The sequence below is a fragment of the Sphaerisporangium sp. NPDC051011 genome, assembly GCF_040653595.1.
Classification (GTDB): domain Bacteria; phylum Actinomycetota; class Actinomycetes; order Streptosporangiales; family Streptosporangiaceae; genus Sphaerisporangium.
The window spans coordinates 109,352-125,562 of sequence record NZ_JBFAGG010000016.1; the positions used below are offsets into that span (position 1 = coordinate 109,352).

Annotated in this window: 13 protein-coding genes; 3 read left to right on the forward strand and 10 right to left on the reverse strand. The window is 70.0% G+C overall.

Features of this window, described 5'->3' with window-relative positions; translation table 11 throughout:
- Positions 1-92: 92 nt before the first annotated feature.
- A complete protein-coding gene (locus tag AB0H21_RS31635) occupies positions 93-356 on the reverse strand; it encodes a hypothetical protein (RefSeq protein ID WP_358523974.1) in 264 nt (87 codons plus the stop codon).
- A gap of 1,299 nt (positions 357-1,655) precedes the next feature.
- On the opposite strand from AB0H21_RS31635, the gene AB0H21_RS31640 reads away from it, so the two are divergent.
- Positions 1,656-2,261: a hypothetical protein gene (locus AB0H21_RS31640; RefSeq protein ID WP_358523977.1), complete on the forward strand. Its 606-nt coding sequence runs from the start codon at positions 1,656-1,658 to the stop codon at positions 2,259-2,261.
- Positions 2,262-2,406: 145 nt separating this feature from the next.
- On the opposite strand, the gene AB0H21_RS31645 is transcribed toward AB0H21_RS31640, so the two are convergent.
- On the reverse strand, positions 2,407-4,866 hold the full coding sequence (locus tag AB0H21_RS31645) for a GH1 family beta-glucosidase (protein WP_358523980.1): 2,460 nt from the start codon (positions 4,864-4,866) through the stop codon (positions 2,407-2,409).
- Positions 4,867-5,113: 247 nt separating this feature from the next.
- Between AB0H21_RS31645 and AB0H21_RS31650 the strand changes: the two genes are divergently transcribed.
- Complete coding sequence (locus AB0H21_RS31650; RefSeq protein ID WP_358523983.1) at positions 5,114-6,076, forward strand: quinone oxidoreductase; 963 nt, start codon at positions 5,114-5,116, stop codon at positions 6,074-6,076.
- 254 nt (positions 6,077-6,330) lie between these two features.
- Here the strand turns inward: AB0H21_RS31650 and AB0H21_RS31655 are convergent, their stop codons facing one another.
- From AB0H21_RS31655 to AB0H21_RS31690, 8 genes are all read right to left on the reverse strand, one after another.
- Positions 6,331-7,089, reverse strand: a complete 759-nt coding sequence (locus tag AB0H21_RS31655; protein WP_358523985.1) for an SHOCT domain-containing protein — start codon at positions 7,087-7,089, stop codon at positions 6,331-6,333.
- Positions 7,090-7,151: 62 nt separating this feature from the next.
- The gene (locus AB0H21_RS31660) at positions 7,152-8,216 is read right to left on the reverse strand and encodes a helix-turn-helix domain-containing protein (RefSeq protein ID WP_358523988.1); all 1,065 of its coding nucleotides are present in this window, start codon (positions 8,214-8,216) and stop codon (positions 7,152-7,154) included.
- Positions 8,216-9,016: an ABC transporter permease subunit gene (locus AB0H21_RS31665; RefSeq protein ID WP_358523991.1), complete on the reverse strand. Its 801-nt coding sequence runs from the start codon at positions 9,014-9,016 to the stop codon at positions 8,216-8,218. Before AB0H21_RS31665 ends, AB0H21_RS31660 begins: the two co-directional genes overlap by 1 nt.
- Positions 8,997-9,902 (reverse strand): ABC transporter ATP-binding protein, encoded by a 906-nt coding sequence (locus tag AB0H21_RS31670; protein ID WP_358523994.1) that lies wholly within the window; start codon positions 9,900-9,902, stop codon positions 8,997-8,999. The genes AB0H21_RS31665 and AB0H21_RS31670 overlap by 20 nt, the downstream gene beginning before the upstream one ends.
- A 325-nt stretch (positions 9,903-10,227) precedes the next feature.
- Positions 10,228-10,590, reverse strand: a complete 363-nt coding sequence (locus AB0H21_RS31675; RefSeq protein WP_358523997.1) for a DCC1-like thiol-disulfide oxidoreductase family protein — start codon at positions 10,588-10,590, stop codon at positions 10,228-10,230.
- 587 nt (positions 10,591-11,177) lie between these two features.
- Positions 11,178-12,671 (reverse strand): cobyric acid synthase, encoded by a 1,494-nt coding sequence (locus AB0H21_RS31680; protein WP_358524229.1) that lies wholly within the window; start codon positions 12,669-12,671, stop codon positions 11,178-11,180.
- A 149-nt stretch (positions 12,672-12,820) separates the two neighbouring features.
- The gene (locus AB0H21_RS31685; protein WP_358524000.1) at positions 12,821-13,771 is read right to left on the reverse strand and encodes a cobalamin biosynthesis protein; all 951 of its coding nucleotides are present in this window, start codon (positions 13,769-13,771) and stop codon (positions 12,821-12,823) included.
- 246 nt (positions 13,772-14,017) lie between these two features.
- Positions 14,018-14,770 carry a phosphotransferase gene (locus tag AB0H21_RS31690; RefSeq protein ID WP_358524003.1) on the reverse strand — a complete coding sequence of 251 codons (753 nt, stop codon included), beginning with the start codon at positions 14,768-14,770 and terminating at the stop codon, positions 14,018-14,020.
- Positions 14,771-14,991: 221 nt separating this feature from the next.
- On the opposite strand from AB0H21_RS31690, the gene AB0H21_RS31695 reads away from it, so the two are divergent.
- Positions 14,992-15,969: a Gfo/Idh/MocA family oxidoreductase gene (locus AB0H21_RS31695; RefSeq protein ID WP_358524006.1), complete on the forward strand. Its 978-nt coding sequence runs from the start codon at positions 14,992-14,994 to the stop codon at positions 15,967-15,969.
- The last annotated feature ends 242 nt before the right edge of the window (positions 15,970-16,211 follow it).

The window sequence follows — 16,211 nt, forward strand, 5'->3', positions numbered from 1 at the left end:
CCGTTTGCTACCCAGCATCCCGGTTCTCATTGACCTCTGCCGGTCGATGGCCATACTGGAGGCGATTCTGAGCCCTGATTGGAGAGCCGCTATCACTCCTTCGATGCGAGTTGGAGCTGGGAGAGGGCCTCGATGGAGAACGGCTCAGGAGATGAATACTCCAGCGTCTTCTCGGCGGCCGGTGCGTACATCTGGGCTTCGCCCACGAGGCGGCGATAGCCCGTACGCGGACGGTGGGCTGTGGCCGGGGGGTGCTCGACTCGGTGCCGACGTCTTCCGTCATCTGGTGTGGAGGAGCCCGCGTTCTCTGACGAGGACGGCATGCCGGTCGTGACCGCCTCTTGCGCGAGACGCATGATGAGCATTGGCGGATAGGGAAGATCGAGTACCCGGACGGCGAGAATGACCCCGATGGGGCAGCTCACCTGTTCGGGCTGCTCGTCGATCCGTCACCGGAGGCGTTCCAACGGTTCGCTGAGGAGTACTACGAGGTCTGCCTGGACCTGGAGGCAGCGCGGCATGTCTATGCCCTTGTCGGCGGTCATCGCCGCGCTGAACGCCGATGCAACCCTGGAGGACCTTGCCGAAGACCTCGCCTCAGCGCGGTATCCGTCTGAGGCCGACCGAGAAGCGAGGATCGACGCCGATTCCTCCCGAACTCTGGATCAGATGACTGCAGTGGCAGCGAGCTCTGAGCTTGACCGCTGTAGAGCAGTTCATACAGCAACACCGCGGTACGCGATCACACGTTACCGCGCCGCATCCACCACCCGAGCAGCGCCGCAGTTCACCAACCAAGCCCCTGCCTTCCCTACGGATCAGATGGTGTCCTCATCTGGAAGTGAATAGTTAGCCTGGAGTTCTTGGAGCCCACGTTGGCATACGGCCCAACCGGATATGGTCGCTCCCAGCATCGGCGAGGATGACGCTTTTGACGATTTCATCGTCACATGGAGGAGCGCCGTGCTGGCTGCAACCGCTCCGGGCAGCCGTACTGTTCGGGTTCTCGTACCAAGCCGAAGGCTGAGGGTCGAGGATTTGGACGATGTGTGACTTCACGACTCCAAATCTATGAAGGTCCAGCGCCGATAGCAACGAACTGGACGCGGGGCGGTAGAGCGGAACGCCGAGTTTGCGGAGAGCTGCTAGGCGGGCGGACCATGTTCTTGAATGTCGACACGGAGACAGCGGCGGCACGGTGTTCGGGTTGGATTCCGACTACTCCCGTTGATCGCGAAGGGCATCATCAGCGGTTGCACAGTAGAGGGCGACTATATGGTGTTCCAAGAATTCTATACCGTCATGACCGACTTCGGCGTGCAAATAGGGCCACGCCGCCGTCATAGTCGATTTCGCCGTCGAGATGGTGCCCCCGATCGGCCTAGGGAAACATCGCCCGGCACCAGCGTAATCATGCTTGGTCTTGCCTAGTAAAGGAGTTATGGATGCGCCGAAATTCGAGGGTCCTCGTTAGTGCCTTCGTCGGTTTCCTTTTCGGGGTGACGGCATGCGGGCCGGCGAAAGGGATCGAGGAGTCCGTCGCTGGGCCGACGTACGACAGGGCGGCGCTGAATTCCTGGCGCGACTTTCCCGTCGCGCACAAGCCCCGCCCACTGGTGCTGGTATCCGATCTCCCTCTACTCGGTGACGGAAAGATGATGGGGAGCGGCTTCGAGCCGGCAGGGCCCCTGCCCACCCAGGTCCCTCCCCGGGCCACGGTGAACCTGCCGGACGGCCCCGCCACTCTGCCCGTCGTCACGGCAACGGAGGCTTTCACCGCCATGGCCGACCACACCGGCAGACCGGCCGGGCAATCGGTGAAAGTCACGTCCGCCACCTACACGACGAGTTCCTTCGCGACGGATCGGGGCCCTGTGGACCTGCCCGCCTGGCGGTTCGCCACCGAGACGGCGGGAACCGCGACATGGCCCGCGCTGTCACCCGACGCCTTCTGGCGGCTGGGGGAATTACGAGCCTCCGCCGATATGAGCCAGGCGAGTATGAGCGCGGACGGCCGTGTCCTCACCGCGTTCGTCACCCTGCCCGGGCACTGGTGTGGCGGTACTCCCCAGGTAGAACCGGTGGTCATCGAATCACCGGCCAGCGTCGCCGTAGGTCTGCGGTTCACGTTCCCGCAGCCTCGGCAGGATTGCGTCCGCCCGGCGGACGCGGTGGCCCGAAAAGAATCATTCTCACTGGCCGATCCGCTGAATGAGCGGGTCGTCCTCGACCTCAGCGGCCATCTGGTGACCGTTCGCTGAGCCCATTTCACCGTGATGCCGCAGGTCACAGGCGGGTGCCAGATCCGATGTTCTGATCGAGAAGTAAAGGCGACGACGAGCTTCCGATCAGGTAGTGATCGCTGGACAATCACCTCCGTGATCTCTCGATGCGCCAGCTGGAGTACTAGGACGAGTGGCGGATCACTACTTCGGTGGGGAGGATGACCGATGAGACCGGGCCGCCGTCTATTTGGCGGAGCAGGAGGCGGACGGCGGCCAGGGCCTGGTCGGAGGCGGGGGCGTGGACCGTCGTGAGCGGGGGGATGGCGTAGCGGGCGGCCTCGATGTCGCCGAAGCCCACCACGGCGACGTCGTCCGGGACCCGGCGGCCGGACTCGTACAGGACGGTCAGGGCGCCCATGGCCATCAGGTCTCCGGCGGCGAAGACGGCGTCCAGGGCGGGGTCGTCCTCCAGGAGCTGGCGCATCGCCTCGATGCCGGACATCCGGCTGTAGTCGCCGACGGCGACGATCGAGCGGCGGTCGTCACGGCGCAGCGCGTCGCGGTACCCCTGCAGGCGGTCCTGCGCGGCGACGCTGTCGACGGGGCCGCAGATCATCGCGACCCTGCGCCGTCCCCGCGCGAGCAGGTGCTCGACGGCCGCCACCGCGCCGCCGGCGTTGTCGGCGTCGACGTACGAGAGCGCGCCGCCCACGGTCGAGTACGGCAGGGCGGCGGAGCCCGCGGCGTAAGGCAGCGCGGCCGCCCCGGCGGGCCGTCCGAGCGACACGACCGGGGTGTCGGTGCGGGACAGCACGCCCGGCAGGTGGTCGGCGACGCGGTTGGAGACGAGCACGACGCCGTCCACGTGGCCCGCGGAGACGTACTGCTCGACGCGCCGGCGGCTCGCCGGCGACCCGGCCAGCATGAGGGTGACCTGCTTGCCGGCCTCCTCCAGCGCGTGGGCGGCCGCGCGGACGACGGAGGAGAACAGCGGGTCCTCGCCGGTCGCCTGGGTGCCGGGGACGACCAGGGCTATGGTGTCGGTGCGCCGGGTCACCAGGCTGCGGGCCGCCGAGTTCGGCACGTAGCCGAGCTCGTTCACGGCGTGCATGACCGTCTCGCGGACCTCTCCGCTGACCATCCCCTGCCCGTTGATGACGCGCGAGACCGTCGACCGGGACACCCCGGCGCGGGCGGCGACCTCCTCCAGGGTGGGCCGGCGCGGACGCTCCTTGCGCAGGCCGTTGCGCTGGACGACCTCGCGATACCACAGCGCGCTGTCCTTGAGCAGGCGGCGCTGGCTGTCGAAGTCGACGTGGACGATGCCGAAGCGCTTGTTGTACCCCTCGGCCCACTCGAAGTTGTCCAGCAACGACCAGACGAGGTACCCGCGCAGGTCGGCGCCGGCCTCGATGGCGGAGTGCGCGGCCCGCAGGTGGCCCTCGAGGAACGCGGTGCGGTCGGCGTCGTGGACGCGGTCGCCCGACACGGTGTCGTCGAAGGCGGCGCCGTTCTCGGTGACGAGGAGCCCGACCTCGGGGTAGTCGTGCGACAGGCGGACGAGCAGCTCGGACAGGCCTGTGGGGACGATGGGCCAGCCCATCGCGGTGGTGGGGGCGTAAGCGCCGGTGAACTCGATGTCCTCGGTGCCCGGGTACGCCGGGTTGGCGGGCAGGCCGGGCCCGGACCTCACCACACACGGGGTGTAGTAGTTGATGCCGAGCAGGTCGATCGGCTGGTGGATCGCGGCGAGGTCGCCGTCGTGGATGTGGCCCAGCCCGGCGATCCGGTCGACGATCTTCAGCAGCTGCTCCGGGTACGCCCCGCGCAGGGCCGAGTCGAGGAACTGCCGGTTGATCAGGCAGTCGACGCGGCCCACCGCCTCGGCGTCCGCCGGGGACAGCACGAGACCGGGGTCGTTCACCTGGGCGGGCGTCATCACGGGGGCGAGGTTGAGGGTGAGCGCGATCTCGCGGGCTCCCCCGGCGCGCAGCGCCTGGACGCCGAGGCCGTGCGCGAGGAGCAGGTGGTGGGAGGCGCGGAAGGCGTCCACCGACGAGGTCAGTCCCGGGGCGTGCACGCCCATGCCGTACCCGAGGAATGCCGACACCCAGGGCTCGTTGACGGTCATCCACGTGCTCACGCGGTCGCCGAGCCGGTCGTGGACGGCCACGGTGTACTCGGCGAACCGGTAGGCGGTGTCGCGGGCGGTCCAGCCGCCGCGGTCCTCCAGGGCCTGGGGCAGGTCCCAGTGGTAGAGCGTCGCGTACGGCGCGATGCCCGCCGCGAGCAACTCGTCGACCAGCCGCTCGTAGAAGTCGAGCCCGGCGGGGTTGATCGGGCCGGAGCCGTCCGGCTGGACGCGGGGCCAGGCGACCGAGAACCGGTAGGCGGCGAGGCCGAGCGCCTTCATCAGGCGGACGTCCTCGGCGTACCGGTGGTAGTGGTCGCACGCCGTCTCGCCGGTGTGGCCGCCGACGATCGCGCCGGGTCTGCGGCAGAAGCTGTCCCAGATCGAGTCGCCGCGCCCGTCCTCGCGGGCGGCGCCCTCCACCTGGTAGGCGGCGGTGGCGGACCCCCAGACGAACCCGGCGGGGAAGGCCAGCGTCTGTCCCCGGTTCGCGATGGTCGTCGCGGTCATCGCATGACCTCCCGTCTGTTCCCTCATGGTGAAACCATGGCGAAGCGGTGATGTAGCAACGGTGCGGCGGCCCGTACCAGCACCGATTCGAACACTTAATCACGGAGCGGACCATGCCCGCGCAGTGGACATGACCCTAGGAACCAATCAATGTTTGGGCAAACAAGGCGAGGAACGGGGAACAAGGAGTAGCCCGCGTTAGGTTGGGGACGATCAACAGACCGTCCGCGCCGAAGGAGCCGCCGCCATGCACGCCATCGTGGTCACGACCCCCGGGGGGTCCGACGCCCTCGTCTACACCGAGACGCCGGACCCGGTCCCGGGGCCCGGTGAAGTGCTCGTCGACGTGACGGCGATCGGCGTCAACTACATCGACGTCTACCACCGCGAGGGCCGCTACCCGCTCCCGGCGCCGTTCGTGCCCGGCTCGGAGGGCGCGGGCACCGTCTCGGCCGTCGGCCCGGACGTCACCGACGTCGCGGTGGGCGACCGCGTGGGCTGGGTGAACGTCATCGGGTCGTACGCGGACAAGGCGGTCATCCCGGCCGCCAAGACGATCCCGCTTCCCGGCGGCCTGTCGTTCGAGTCCGCCGCCGCCTCCCTGCTCCAGGGACTGACCGCGCACTACCTCACGCACTCGGTACACGCCGTGCAGCCCGGGGACGACGTGCTGGTCCACGCGGCGGCGGGCGGCATGGGGCTGCTGCTCACGCAGATGACGAAGCTGCGCGGCGGCCGCGTCATCGGCACGACCTCCAGCGACGAGAAGCGGAAGCTCGCCAAGGAGGCGGGGGCCGACGACGTCATCGGCTACGAGGGCTTCCCCGACGCGGTGCGCGAGCTGACCGGCGGGCGCGGCGTTCGCGTGGTCTACGACGGCGTCGGCGCGGCGACCTTCGACGGCAGCCTGGCCTCGCTCGGGCTGCGCGGCATGATGGCGCTGTACGGGGCGGCGAGCGGGCCGGTGCCGCCGTTCGACCCGCAGCGGTTGAACCAGGGCGGGTCGCTGTTCCTGACCCGGCCCACGCTGGCGCACTACACCACCACGCGGGAGGAACTGCTCGCGCGGGCCGGGGACGTCCTCGGCTGGGTCGAGTCGGGGGCGGTCGACGTGCACATCTCCCGCCGGTACCCGCTCGCCGAGGCCAAGCAGGCGCACGACGACCTGGAAGGCCGCCGTACGACGGGCAAGCTGCTGCTGATCCCGTAGGGGCGTTCTCATCGCGGGCCGCGGTGGGCCTCACCCCCGTGTCGAGCTCAGCCCGGCGTAGGCTCAGCCCGGTGTCGGACTTACCTCGACGTCGGGCTCAGCCCGGTGTCGTGGCGAGGCCGAAGAACAGGACGCCCAGGTAGACGCCCACCGCGATCGCGATCACGTGCAGCGCGATCGACCAGGCGCGCAACGCCTTCCAGTTCTTCATCGTGCCTTCTCGTCGTCGGGACCGGGACGCCTGCGCGGCGGGGTCATCGGGAGCCGTTCAGCAGGCGGGCCTTGGCGGCGGCGTACTCGTCGTCGTCCAGCCTGCCGGACTGGTGCAGGACCGCCAGCCGTTCGAGCCGGCCGACGAGGTCGTCGGGCACCGCGTCGGACGACGGCGCGTCCTGGGGGTACGAGGAGCGGCCCTGCGAGGGGTACGCCGGACGGTCCTGGGGCGGGTACGTCGGACGGTCCTGCGGAGGGTCGTCCAGGTCCACGGCGTCGCGCGGCAGGTCGTTCTGACCAGGCAACGCCACGGACGTCGTCCAGCGCACGCTCCCCCCGCTCGGCCCCGAAGCCCCCGGAACGGGCGTGGGCTCCGGTCCGAGGAAGACCTTGCGCAACGCCTCCCTGTCGAGGATGAACAGCGGCCCTCCCCCCATGAGCGTGAAGAGGACAGCACAGATCAAAAAGCCCCACATGAAGCCGGGCCCGGCCAGCGCGGCCTCCATGAACCCCCACCCGAGGCTCAGGAACAGGGCGGGCCAGACGAGCAGGCTCAGCCTCGGACCGACGGGAAGCCGGCCGAGGGCGTACACTCCGAGCGCCGCCGCGCCGCCCAGAATGGACACCGGCATGATCCACACGGCGTCTTGGGGACACCCCACGACCCGGTCGAAACACGCCCCGCGCATGGCCATCAGGGCGTGGAACTCGAGGAAGAGCAGGGTCAGGCAGCAAACGAGCCCGCCCATCCCGATAAAGGTCCCGATCGACCTGTAAACCAGCCCACGGGTGGTGATCACGCTCCGTATCGTAGGACAAACGCCGCTTTTTCGACAGGACCACAAAGACGGGATTCAGCGCCTCAATCCCGTGCCGGCCACTCCAGAAGGCGGGCGCCGAGGACGGCCGTCTCCAGGGTGAAGCGCTGAGTCGAGTCGTCCGGGGAGAAGCCGGTGAGGCGGCGGATCCGCTCCAGGCGGTAGGTGACCGCGCGGGTGCTGATGCCCAGCCTGCGGGCGGCCGCCGCCTGGTTGCCCTGCGCGCCGAACACCGCCTCCAGGGTCTCCAGCAGCGGTTCGGGCCCGCCGCGCGCCTCGCGCAACGGGTCGAGCACGCTCGTGACGAGATCCTCGATCGCGGCGCGGTCGCGCAGCAGCACCGGGAAGACCAGCAGGTCGGCGGCCTTGAGCACCTGAGGACGCAGGCCGAGCCGCTCCCCCAGGCTGATCGCGTCGCAGGCCTCGCGAAACGACGTCACCACGCCTCCGGGCCCGCGGTGGGGGCGGCCGACGCCCACGCGCCAGCCCTGGCCGAGGCTGCCCCGCACGTGGTGGGTGAACTCGCCGGTCGCGGCGGTGAGCGTGGCCGGCGCGACGCACACCAACAGGCCGTCGCGCGCCGCCACGAGGATGTTGTGCGAGCCGAACCGGGTGACCAGCGCCTCCTCGACGCGCCGGACGATCGGGTCGCCGTCGCTCACGGGCGCGACGTCCTTGGCCACCGCGACGACGTACCCCTCGGCCAACCGCAGGCCGAAGTGCTCGGCGCGCTCGGCCAGCCGGTCGGCCCGTCCCTGTAACAGGTCGCCGATGAACTCGCGCCGGGCCTCGTCCTCGCGCCGGATGGCCTGGTGCTGCGCCTCCTCGTACCCGTCGTAGTACGCGGCCAGCGCACGGCGCACGGCGGCGAGCACCTGAGCCTCGGCGGGGGGCGCGTCCAGTTCGCGGGCCAGCAGGCAGGCGTCGGCGAGCGCACGCACGGGGACGCCCCGCTCGGCCGCAGCGGCGCCCAACGCGCGCAGGCCGTCGACGGTGTCGCGATCGGGTAGCCGGCCGGTCGCGGCGGCGGCCGTGAGGACCGGAAGATACCCGCCGAGCAGGTCGGCGGGCACCCCGGTGGCCTCGCTCACGTGAGCGAGAACGTCCATCACACCCCTACATCACGCCGGTCGAACGAAAGGACAGCGGTCATGGCGAGCACGGCCACGGCGGCGAGCAGGACGAGGTAGTCGCCGACCTGGAAGCCGTTGACCAGCGGGCTTCCCTCCATGTAGTAGTGGAACGGCGACAGGTGGCTGAGCCACTTCATCGCCTCGACGTCCCCGGCGAGCGCCTGCACGACGTACCCCGCCACCGCGTACGCGCCGGCGACCGCCATCGCGAGCGCCCTGCGCCCGGTCGCCGCCCCGACGGCCAGCGAGAGTGTACCGAAGAAGAGAACAAGCAGGTACAGGCCGGTGTGCGCCGCCAGTATCCGCCCGAAGGGCACGTTCAGGTCCACCAGGGAGCCAAGGACGGCGATCACGGCGAGCGAGAGCACGGCGACCGCGAGCAGGCCGGCGGCGAGCGCGGCGAACCGTTCCAGCACGAGCCGCTTGCGGTCCACGGGGAGGGTGAGGGTGAGCTCCAGCGTCCTGGACTCCTCCGGCCCGGCGATGGCCTTGGTGCCGAGGATCACCGCGCACATGGTGAACAGCAGCGGGATGAAGAGCTGGTAGACGACCGCCTGGAGGAACCCGACACCTGTGGAGATGTTCTCCAGCCCACCCATGAGCTTGCGGACGCCGTCGGGGTACTTCGCCAGCGCGGCCTGGTTGTAGAAGTCCGGATTCGCGACCATCTGCGGGAAGAACGAGATGTACAACCCGGCGAACGCGCAGATGCCGACCGTCCAGCCGATGATCGCGCGCTGGTACTCGCGCAGCGCCTTACGCACCAACACGGGCATGGTGCACGTCCTCGCTGTAGTAGGTAAGGAAGATCTCTTCGAGGTCGGGCTCGGCCGACACCATGTGGACGACGGTGAACCGCGCCGCCGCCTTGATCAGCGCGTCGGGACGGCCGTCGATCGTGCAGCTCACGCTCGCGCCCTCGACCTTCAGGTCGCGCACGCCCGGCAGGTCGCGGAACGCCTCCTCCGGCACGGGCGCGTCGAAGTGGAACTCCACCCGCCGCACGGCCTTCTCGCGCAACGCGACGACGTCCTCCACCGCGACCAGCCGCCCGGCCCTGACGATGCCCACGCGGTCGGACACGTGCTCGACCTCCGCGAGGACGTGCGACGACATGAGCACCGTCCCGCCGGCCGCGCGCGCCTCGCGGACCATCGTCAGGAACTCCTGCTGGACGAGCGGGTCCAGGCCGCTGGTCGGCTCGTCGAGGATGAGCAGTTCGGGCTCGTGCATGAACGCCTGGATCAGGCCGACCTTCTGCTTGTTGCCCTTCGAGAGCCGGCCCATCGTGACCGACAGGTCGGCCTCCAGCCGCTCGGCCAGCCCCTCGATGCGGCCCGCCGTGACGCCGCCCCGCACGCCCGCCAGGAACCGCAGGTACTCGCCCGCCTTCTCGCGTCCCTCCAGGGCGAGCTCGCCGGGGAGGTAACCGATCCTGCGGCGGACGGACGCGTCGCGCGGTGACGCGCCGAACACGCGGACGACGCCCCGGGTGGGACGGATCACGTCCAGGAGCATCCTGATCGTGGTCGTCTTTCCCGCCCCGTTCGGGCCGAGGTACCCGAAAACCTCGCCGGGACGAATCTGGAGGCTGAGATCCTCCAGGCCCCGGCGCTTACCGTAGAACTTGGTCAGTCCTTCGGTCTCCACCACTGCTGTCATGGGAGGAATGGTGGCGTGCGCGGGCACGTCCCCGACAGGACCACACCTGGACAGTTCGGGGACGCTTCCTTTCCCGAATCCGGCAACGCCCTCGTACGCACATGCGCGCTCACCGCGCGGGGCTGCGCTCACACGCGGGGTCGCCTCATGTGCGTAGTGACCACTACCTGTGCAGGGCGTGTCCGTGCAGGGCGGCCCTCACGCGCGCGGTCCCATCATGTGCGGGACGATCCTCATGCGCGGAGCGGCCACCGTGCGCGGGGATGGCGATCGTGCAGGGAGACGATCCGTCGTGCGCGAGGCGACCGTCGTGCGCGGGCGGCTCTCAGCGGCGGGCGACCGAGCAGGCGCCTGTACTTCCGGGGAGGCGGTGCCGGTTGCGCGCCACCACCCGGTAAACGGCCTCGGCGATCCAGTCGACCGGAGGCACGAGCATGAGGCGGCCGAGGGCACGCCAGCCGATCCGGGGTTGCACGGCCAGCACCACGGCGACGGCACGGGCGCCCGCGGCGCGCAGCCCGTCCGGGCCGAGGAGCTGCACCGACTCGGTGACCTGAGCACGGGTCAGACCGTGCTCAGCGAGGTCGAGATCCTGCCAACGGCTCACGGGAGGCATCGCGGGCAGATGCGCACGACCGAAGTCCACGCATCGCTGGCAGAACCCGCAGTCCCCGTCGTAGACCAGCACGGCACGATTCTCCCATAGGCCCTCGCGCCCGCTCCGGCGACCGGCACCCACGGAGCACGGCCCGGACGCCCCTCGGCGGCGGTAAGGCCACGCCCGCGTCTCGACCGCCGCCCACATGCCAGGCCACTTCACGTCCCCCGGGAACGGCTCGCCCGCCGCGTGTCGCTCATCCAGTCCAACGCAGGGGGTTCGGCAGCACGCTGTTCGAGCCGACCGCCATCAAGATCGCTCAGGGGACTCACTGCCTCTATCTTTATTTTGGCGCAACTTACTGCCAAAATAACCGACCATGCGCCGGACGAGATCTACCACACAGCAAGCTGCAGCAGGCCCTGCGATCAGCCATCTAATCCAACTGTGTGGATTCTTGCTAATGTGATCCACAAGCGCCGGTATAGAAATAACTTCAACATACCAGGCAACCTTCGAGCTGGTGGGTTTTTCTTCTTCGGAGCGACCTTCCATTCGATTGACTCCTCGACGGCTACCACACGCCAAGAAACATGGCGAGACGTTATAGCTGATCGACCCATGCCAGTGGCTTTGTTGCGTTATCACGTTCGACGCCTCCCCCCAGACGGGGCGGACTACATTGTGCGGGCGCCAGGAGGGAGGGCGGGGAGGCTGGGTGGCGCGCCGTTCTCGATCAGGGACAGCAGCGCGGCGGTGTCCACGTGCCGCTCGATCATGTCGCCGAGCGCGTCGAGGTGCTCCTCCCGCAGCGCCGCGAACGAGACACCGGGCGCGGGGACGAAATCGCGGCCCGCCACGGCGGCGACGTCAGTAAGGAAGGCACCGCGGAAGCCGTCGTTCTCCAGCGCCCCGTGCCAGGTGGTGCCCCAGACGGCGCCCACCCGACACCCGTCCAGGAAAGGCTCCGCCTCGCGGTCAATGGTGACCACCCCGTGGTGGATCTCGTACGCCTCGACCCGGTGCCCGTACGCCTCGCCGATCGGCCGCGCGAGCGTCTTCTCGCGGGCGAACTCGACGGTCGCCGGTAGCAGTCCGAGCCCGTCCACCGTCCCGGCGCCGGACTCGACCTCGTCGCGGATCGACCGCGCGAGCATCTGGTAGCCGCCGCAGATGCCGAGAATCGGGCCGCGCCGCTCCAGCAGCGCGGCGGCCAGGCCCGTGCGGCGAAGCCAGTCCAGGTCGGAGACGGTGGCCCGCGAACCGGGCAGGACGACCAGGTCGGCCTCGCGGATCTCCCCGGCTCCGGCGGCCGAGGAGACGAAGCGGAGCACGACCCCGGGCTCGGCGGCGAGCGCGTCCATGTCGGTGAAGTTGGAGATCCTCGGATACCGCACCACCACGACGCGAAGGCTCTGCCCGGTGCCCGCGTTCTCCGGCAGTGTGCCGCGCCGGGAGTCGAGGGCGAGCGAGTCCTCCAGGTCCATCCAGAGCCCGTCCAGCCACGGCAGCACGCCGTACACCGGACGCCCGGTGAGCTTGTACAGCGTGTCCAGGCCGGGGTCGAGCAGCTCGCGCGCGCCCCGGAACTTGTTGATCAGAAAGCCGCTGATGAGTGCCTGATCTTCTGCCTCCAGCAACGCCAGCGTGCCGTACAGCGAGGCGAACACCCCGCCGCGGTCGATGTCCCCCACGACGACCACCGGCATTCCCGCCGCTCGGGCGAGGCCCATGTTGGCGATGTCCCCCCGGCGCAGGTTGATCTCCGTCGGGCTGCCCGCGCCCTCGCACACCACCACGTCGTACGACGCGCGCAGCCGCTCCAAGGACTCCAGCGCGACCGCTCTGAGGCGGTCCTTGTAGGCGCCGTACTCCATGGCGTCCACCTCGGCGAGCGGCCTGCCGAGCACGACCACCTGGCTGCGCCGATCACTGCCCGGCTTGAGCAGGATCGGGTTCATGTCCGCGACCGGCTCCACCCCCGCCGCCTGCGCCTGGGCGACCTGGGCGCGCCCGATCTCGGCGCCGTCGGCGGTCACGTACGAATTGAGCGACATGTTCTGGGCCTTGAACGGCGCCACCCGCACGCCCTGGCGCGCCAGCCAGCGGCAGATCCCCGCCGTGACGACGCTCTTCCCCGCGTCCGAGGTGGTCCCCGCCACGAGCAACATCCCTGTAGGCACCCCCCAAAGATGCCAGAGCCCACCAATTCTGCATACGGCCACAACCCACCACGAACAGCCACGCCGGCTCGGGAAGCGCGGCCGGGTGCGACTCGGCCACGCCTCAGGCGGCAACGCCCGCTATCGGGCGGTGGCTGCTACCGGCGCCGCCGCCTGTGTACGGCCCACGCCCCGGCGGAGGCGAGCGCGGCGGACGCGAGGTTCACGGCGCGCGCCAGGCGTACAGATCGCGAAATATCCGTCACTGCGGGCGGGTCCCCGTCGCCCATCTCGGGCCGGTGTTCGATCCTGCCGCCGTAGTCGTTACGACCTCCCAGCCGCACGCCGAGCGCCCCCGCGAACGCCGCCTCGCACCGGCCGGAGTTGGGGCTCGGATGCCGGTGACCGTCCCTGCGCAGCATGGCCGCCGCCTGCCGGGACGACCCGCCGACGAGAGGGGCGAGCAGCGACGCCAGAACGCCGGTGATCCGCGCGGGCACGAAGTTCGCCACGTCGTCCAGTCGCGCCGCGGCCCAGCCGAACATCTCGTACCGCGCCGACCGGTGGCCGACCATCGCGTCCAGCGTGTTGACCGCCCGGTACGCCAGCAGCCCCGGCACGCCCGCCACCGCTCCCCAGACCAGCGGCGCGACCACGGCGTCCGAGGTGTTCTCGGCGATGGACTCAACCGTCGCCCGCGCCAGTTCCCCAGAGGACAAAGCCGACGGATCCCGCCCGCACAGGTGCGGCAGCCGCGCCCGCGCCGCCGTCACGTCCCCTCGTTCGAGCGCGGCCGACATGTACGCCCCCTCACGGCCCAGGCTCGTCCCGCCCAGCACCGCCCAGGTGGCGACGGCGGTGACGGCCGTACGAGCCGCAGGGCTGCGCCGGGTGAGCCGCTCGGCCACCACCCCCAAGGCCGCCGCCGAACCGACGCACGCGGCGACGTACACGGCACCTCGCGCACGCGATCGTCCGTACAAGCGGCGCTCCAGCAGACCGGCGGCACGGCCGAACAGCGCCACGGGATGCGCCGAGTTGCGCGGATCGGCGAAGACCGAATCCAGGACGAACCCGGCGGCCAGCCCAAGAGCCCGCGCCCGCCCCACGGTCCCCTGCCCTACCGTTCCGCGGGCCGCCGTTCTCTGAGCCGCCGTTCCCGGGGCCCGCGTCCCGCGTGCCGCCATCTCCCGCCCCGCACGCGACGCCTGCCCGCTCTCGTACGCCGACCTCATACCCGCCCGCTTCACTCGACCCCACTCCCGGTTTCCGGACATCCCAGACGCATGGTGGACCACGACTCCGGATCCGCGACCCACCGAATTCGAGATTGTCCAGGAGTGCCAGTGAATCGGCTAACGCAGGTGGGCGTCCAGCTCGTCCCAGTTGTCGTCGAGCCACGCGGCGGCTCTGCGGATGCGCTCGCCCGCGCCGTCCTCCCACATGCGTGCCCAGCCGCCGCCATCCTCCAGCGCCCGCGTGCGCATGGCGACGTACGAACGGTCGAAGCGCAGCCTGGTCAGGTCGAGCAGCCGGCGACGCTCGCGCGCGGACAGGCCGTAAGCGTCGCAGAAGAGGCGGATCCGCGCGCCGACGTCGCACATCCGCTGCGCGGGCTCCCGGTCGACGGGGTCGGCGATCGGCACCCAGTGGCGCAGGGTCGTGACGATGTCGAACAGCCGGGTCGTCGGGCGGGCCGTGTCGAAGTCGATGAGCGCACAGGGCACGTTGTCGCGAAAAATCACGTTTTGAGGGGTGATGTCGCAATGGCCCACCAGCTCGGGCTCGGCGTCGTCCCACGAGCCACCCTCCCAGACGGCGCCAGCGGGCGGGACGAACCCGGCGACCGCGTCATGAAAGCGCCTCACGAGCCGGGCCAGCGCGGCCAGCGTCTCGTCGGTCATCACGTGCGGGGCCAGCGGGAACATCGCCGCCCGGCCGGGGACGTACGAGAGGATCTCCCTGCCACGCTCGTCGACCCCGAGCGCCCGCGGGGCGCCGTCGAAACCGGCCGCTTCCAAGTGGCGGAGCAACGCGTGAACGGAGGGGCTGTACGGACGCATCGGCCGGCGCACCGTGTCGCCGACGCGGACGACTCCCTCCGTCACATCACCGCCATCCAGCGATATTTCAGGAAAGGCCGCGCTGACGAACATGACGTAACAGTTTAGTCGCGCCCCCAGGATCCACGGGAGCCTTCCCCAAAACCCCAGCACTTTCCCAGAAGCCCAAGCGCCCCCGAGCACCCGAACCCGAAACAACGCCGAAGCCGGCGGTTGGCCGCACTCCCCCGCGCCAACCACCCGACACCCTCTGGCATGATTTGATCATGCGTATCGGCACTCTCGGCGCGGCACGCATCACCCCCACCGCGCTCGTCAGGCCTGCCCGGTCCATCCCCGGCGTGGACGTCGTGGCCGTCGCCGCGCGTGACCGCTCCCGTGCGGAACGGTTCGCCGCGAAGCACCGCATCCCCGTGGTCCACCGGTCGTACGAGGCCCTCATCTCCGACCCCTCGATCGACGCGATCTACAACCCGCTGCCGAACGCCCTGCACGCCGCGTGGACGCTGCGCGCGATCGAGGCGGGCAAGCACGTCCTGTGCGAGAAGCCCTTCACCTCCAACGCCGACGAGGCGACGAGCGTGGCGGAGGCCGCGCGGCGGTCCCGTCTCGTCGTCATGGAGGCGTTCCACTACCGCTACCACCCGCTGATGGAACGCGCGCTGGAGATCGTGCACACCGAACTGGGCGAGGTCCGGCACGTCGAGACCTGGATGTGCTTCCCACTCCCCCGCTTCTCCGACATCCGGTACTCCCTGGAGCTCGGCGGCGGGGCGCTCATGGACGCGGGCTGCTACGCCGTCCACTGCCTGCGCGCCCTCGGGCCCGGCGAACCGTCTGTGGTCTCCGCCGCCGCCCTGCTGCGATCCCCGGGCGTCGACCGCGCCATGGCCGCCGACCTGCGCTTCCCGACGGGCGCCACGGGCCGTATCAACGCCTCGATGTGGTCCGGCGGGCACCTGCTCAAGATCGCCGCGCGGGTGGAGGGCGAGTACGGCACGCTGCACATCACCAACTTCGTCGCCCCGCACTACTTCCACCGCCTCACCGTGACGGTCGATGGCGTCCGCCGCCGCGAGCGCGTGCCGGGCGAGCCGACGTACGCCTACCAGCTCCGCGCCTTCCGCACGGCCATCCACGACGGCACCACACCCCTCACCCCACCCGAGGACGCCATCGCCAACATGTCCGTAATCGACGCAATCTACGAAAAGGCCGGCCTCCCCCTCCGCGGCGTGCTCTGACCCGAATACCCGCCCAATTCCTCTCAACGGCAGGCGTCCCATCCCCGGCTGATCGCCCTGCATGTTCCTGGTCGCCCTGCGCGTTCGTCAGCGCGGGTTGTCCGGATCCGGACACGACGACAACCCGTGGACTCCACTTCCCGTCTCCCCTTGCGTCACTTCACTCACAAGAGGAGCCTCCTTGCGCACCCGCCTCTTAGCCGCCGGAACCCTGTTGGCCGGCGGCCTTGTCGTTCCCTCCT